The 4,958-nt window shown below is 46.7% G+C and carries 4 protein-coding genes; all 4 read left to right on the top strand.

Going from position 1 to position 4,958, the window contains the following annotated elements; translation table 11 throughout:
* The first annotated feature begins 251 nt into the window (after window positions 1–251).
* The gene (locus Q0C15_RS07295; RefSeq protein ID WP_297217853.1) at window positions 252–1,727 is read left to right on the top strand and encodes a glycerol-3-phosphate dehydrogenase/oxidase; all 1,476 of its coding nucleotides are present in this window, start codon (window positions 252–254) and stop codon (window positions 1,725–1,727) included.
* 59 nt (window positions 1,728–1,786) lie between these two features.
* Window positions 1,787–2,209 (top strand): SCP2 sterol-binding domain-containing protein, encoded by a 423-nt coding sequence (locus Q0C15_RS07290; RefSeq protein ID WP_297217850.1) that lies wholly within the window; start codon window positions 1,787–1,789, stop codon window positions 2,207–2,209.
* Between the two features lie 4 nt (window positions 2,210–2,213).
* Window positions 2,214–3,320, top strand: coding sequence for an iron-containing alcohol dehydrogenase family protein (locus Q0C15_RS07285; RefSeq protein ID WP_297217847.1), 1,107 nt, complete (start codon window positions 2,214–2,216; stop codon window positions 3,318–3,320).
* Between the two features lies 1 nt (window position 3,321).
* Window positions 3,322–4,958 (top strand): aldehyde ferredoxin oxidoreductase family protein (locus Q0C15_RS07280; protein WP_297217845.1); only part of this gene is annotated, 1,637 nt, incomplete at its 3' end.

Here is a 4,958-nt window from a genome sequence, read left to right as displayed (position 1 = left end):
TTTGATTATAATGGAGGATTCAAAAAAATATGTAAAGACAATTTATAGATCTTTCTATTTATTGGGGGGAAGTCCATGTGTCTCATCGCTAGAACTGTTGAGATTTACAGCTTCCCTCAAACTCCTAACTTCTCTTTTAACTCTTGTTCAAGACGCGATCTGAACGCTCTGCGAGCACGCTGAAAATTTTTTCAGCATAATGTCAGACGCTAACTTTAAATCGATGGGTATGCTAGATCTCCAGAAGGCCGATGAATAAACAGGTGCTGGAATCCAGGGCTAAGGCAGTATCCATGATGAAGCAGGGCGTGGATGTGCTGATCATCGGGGGAGGGATCACTGGATCAGGCATATTCAATGCACTCTCAAATTCAGGATTGAAAGTTGCACTTGTGGAAGCCAGAGATTTTGCCTCTGGCACAAGCAGCAGATCTTCGAAACTGATACATGGTGGCCTAAGATACATCGCAAACGGTCAGTTTTCCGTCGTGATGGATTCAGTCAGGGAAAGAGATTTTCTCATCAAACATACGGATCTCGTTGGAAAGAAAAATTTCCTGATACCAGTTGATGCAAACTCTTGGTCCAGAAATACTCTGAGATTCGGATTGTGGCTTTACTCATTCTTCTCAAAGGAAATAAAGGCAAAATGGTATTCAAGAGAGGAACTCTCCGCAGAGTATCCCTTCCTTGCCCATACTCCGCAGATGGGGGGCTATATTTATGCGGAAGGTGTGGTCAACGACGCCAGACTGGTTATGGACAACATTTTTTCTTCCATAGGGGAAAGATCATGGGCGATCAATTATGCGGAGGTTATGAGTATAAATTTCGATGGAAAACGCGCCTCATCCGCGATGGTTGTGGATAAGTTTACGGGCGACCATTTTGAAGTACCCTTTAGATTCCTTGTAAACTCAGCTGGGCCTTGGGTCGGTGATATTTTCAGGATGATGGCGCATCACTACCCTGAACTTGAAGAGGCCGCAAAATTGATCAAACTGAGCAAAGGCGATCACATAATAATAAAGAGGGATCTTTTCCCGGTCGATATAGCCATCGCACTCAGATCACCCATTGACGGCAGGCAGGTGTTCATCATTCCAAGAGGTGATGTATCCATCATAGGCACTACAGAAAAAGAATATAACGGTGATCCAGCCATGGTTTCGCCGGATGAGGCTGATATACAGTATCTCATAGACTCTGTCAAGAGCTATGTCCCAGGATTGAAAAGATCAGACGTCATCAATGCCTATTCTGGTCTTAGACCGCTGTTCGGCAAGGGAGATCCAGGAAAGATAAGCAGGGAGTATCGCATAATCAAAGCTGGAAACACAGTAAATGTTGTCGGAGGAAAGCTCACGACCTACAGAACAATAGCGATCAAAATATCAAGGGAAATACTGAAAAAATTTGATATTAAGACGGAACCAGCCATCTCGCTAAAATACAGAAGACGGATAGATGATGTAAAGGACGAAATAATAAGGCAATACGGCCAGATGGACGATGATGAGATCAGCTACGCCTATGACGTTCTGTACGAGGGTGCCGTTCATGCCGATGACATATTGTGGAGGAGGGAAGGCCATTTCATCTTTTCAGAAGATTCCGGAAGATCAAAGCTTGACCGGTGTATAGATGCCATGAAGAGGATCAACGGAATCTCAGAAGATGAAGCAGAACGCGAAAGGATCAATTATCTCAACCTGATATACGGATAAGCGATCGATCTTCAAATCGTTTAGAAAAATCTATATAGCAAAGTACTTATATATATCGTATGGTAGAAGAGATATTGTTTCCATCGCAGACATGGGTGGATGAATACTGCAGAAGGCTATCGGAATCGCCTGATTACAACAAGGCAGGCAAGGGCTGGAAAGATCCAATAATGTTCACGATTTCTGATACCGGTTCATTATCAGAAAAACCAGAATTTGGATCCTTCACCCTCTATCTGAAGGATGGAAAATGCGAGAAGTGCGAGGTTGTAAAGGAAGGGGATGGATCGGCACCATTCGTGCTCACCGCAACCTATGCAAACTGGAGGAAGATCATCGATGGAAAGATAAATCCGACACAGGCCATGCTTACAGGCCAGCTTAAGGTTAAGGGTAACATGGCCCTCATCCTGAGGTACGCATCTGCAGCCATAGCCATGGTCAAGGTGGCGCAGAGCATACCCACCAAATACCTGGCGTGATATCATGGGTATCATAACTCTGCCAAGAAAAATATATCAGCAGAGGGACATCATCGAATCTATAAAGGACAGCATGCAGCTTAAGGAACCGGTGCTTGTTGTCACCGACAGAAACATCATGAAGATCTTCGGGGATAGAATAAGACGATCCCTGGACGGAACGGATTATCGCGTAATTGATGACGTTAAGCCGGAGCCAGAGATCGCTGCGATTGAGTCAGCATATTCAAGCCTCTCCGGATTTCAGCCACGAACGATAATTGCCATTGGCGGTGGAAGCGTGATAGACTTCGCCAAGTCGCTGGACGTAAAGATATCATACCCAGATAGGAGCATTGCAGATGTCAACCCCTTCGAGCCCCTTGATCTCAAAGCTGAACTCATAGCCGTTCCTACAACGTCTGGAACCGGAAGCGACGTCTCCTTCGGGATAGTGGTGAACGATCAGGGCAGAAAACTTGCCCTTGGAAACTTCGATCTTGTGCCCTATGTATCAATACTCGATGCTTCGCTTACACCCTCGGATCCAAACATTATAAGACCTACTGGCGTTGATGCGCTCGTGCACTCCTTTGAGGCGCTTACCGCCAATACATCAACCATATTCACCGATGCTCTGGCTGAAAAGGCAATAGAAACCATATTTGATAATATAGAAGGATCTATGAAGGGAGATGAGAGTGCACGGGAAAATATGCATCTGGCCGCAACCATGGCCGGTATCGCCTTCACCAACAGTGGTACCGCGCTGGCGCATGCGCTAGGCCACAGTTTTGGATCCACGCATCATGTTGTTCACGGTACCTGCGTTGGCCTGTTCCTGCCATACGTGATAGAATTCAATTCTTCAGACGAACCGTCCAAACGCAAATATGAGAGGATAGCCAGACGCCTGGGCTACAGCGATGCCGTGTCTGCATTAAGGGATCTGTATGCGAGGATAGGACAGCCCATCAGTGTGAGGGATCTGGGAATAGACAGGAAGCGCTACCTAACAAGCATCGATGAGATGGTGGAAAAGGCCATGGCAGACAGCGAACTTGCTTTCAATCCAGTGATCGCAGGCGAGGACGACATTAGATCCATATATCTTAAGGCCTACGGTGATTGATTTGCCAGGTTTCTGGAACAGGATTCTCTTCATTGATCTGACGCGCGGCGACGCATGGACGGATGGAATCCCGGAGGACGTCTGGGAAAAATACATAGGCGGGGTCGGCGTAGGATCATATCTCTTCACAAGATACGGCGGGAACTTCGATCCTTTTTCTGAAAAAAATCCCCTTATAATAATGACTGGGCCCCTGGTCGGGACCGCCTTTCCGAATTCCGGAAGGCATGAGGTTGTGAGCAGAAGCCCCCTGACGACCTTTCTGGGCGAATCCAATTCAGGTGGAAGATTTGGATTTGAACTCAAGAGATCTGGCTTTGATGGTATGGTGATCACGGGAAAATCCGACGTTCCAGTTTCCATATTCATCGAGGACGGAGACTTCAGAATAGTCAGAACGCCGGAACTATGGGGACTCGATATATACGAGACCCAGAAAAAGCTGAAGAAGGATAAGAACTACTCGGTAATGTGCATAGGCCCGGCAGGTGAAAACCTTGTTCTGTTCTCATCAATAATGAATGATGAAGGTCGCGCAGCTGGTAGAACAGGACTCGGTGCCGTCATGGGTTCGAAGAAGCTGAAGGCGATAGCTGTCTATGGAAGGAAGATCGTGGAGGTAAGCGACAGATTGGAATACAACCGTGTTGTAAAGGAAGCGTCAAAAACCATAATTGAGTCGCCCGTCGTATCCGGCTTCAGAAGCTATGGCAGCATGATCTGGATGGATGGAGGGATCGGTTTCAACGATATTCCAGCAAATTACTTCATGGACCGAAGATTCCAATTCGACGATCTGAGCAGTATAAAGTTTCATGAGGATTACAACGTATCCAGCTATAACTGCGCGACTTGTGTGATAGGCTGCGGAAGGACTGTGAAATACAACGGCATCACTATAGACGGGCCTGAATATGAAACTGTGGCCGCGTTAGGTCCCTTGCTGGGAAACACGAGCTTCCAGAAGATCCTCGACTGGAACCATGCTATCAACAGGCTGGGCATGGACACCATCAGTACTGGCGTTATCATTTCAGCCCTGAGATATTTTGTAAAGTCAGGGGTCGTAAAGGATGATCAGATAGAATCGTATTATTCTGATAACTTCGACCACATAGGCAGGATGATACTGGACATAGCCATGAGGAAGGGACCTGGAAACAGGATAGCCGATGGCCTTTACAGGTTCTCCACCTCTATGGGCATAGATAGGGATCTCATAGCGACAGTGAAGGGCCTAGAGATACCACTGCACGATCCCAGAGCATTTAAACTGCAGGGCATAGTCTACGCAACATCCAGCAGGGGTGCGGATCACATGCAGGGCGACATGTATCAGATCGACATAGGCGGAGACCATCCAGACATAGGCATAGTCTCAGGCGACAGATTCAATGTAGACAGCGACGATCGGGTGAGAACAGTCATAAAGACTCAGGATTTCAGGCAGATATACAATTCCCTCATAGTCTGCTATTATGCACAGCCGGATCCGTCCCTTCTGGCATCTGCCTACAGCCTTTCCACCGGAATTTCAGCCTCAATAAACGATCTCATGGATCGTGGATCGGAGATGGTAAATTTGAATTCGTCTCCACAAGAATATTTTGTTATAGATGGACTGGTAAATCCTACCAT

This window comes from Thermoplasma sp., from assembly GCF_023256435.1.
Classification (GTDB): Archaea; Thermoplasmatota; Thermoplasmata; order Thermoplasmatales; family Thermoplasmataceae; genus Thermoplasma.
Note: the sequence above shows the minus strand (reverse complement) of the source record. Positions and strands in the feature narration are given on the sequence as shown.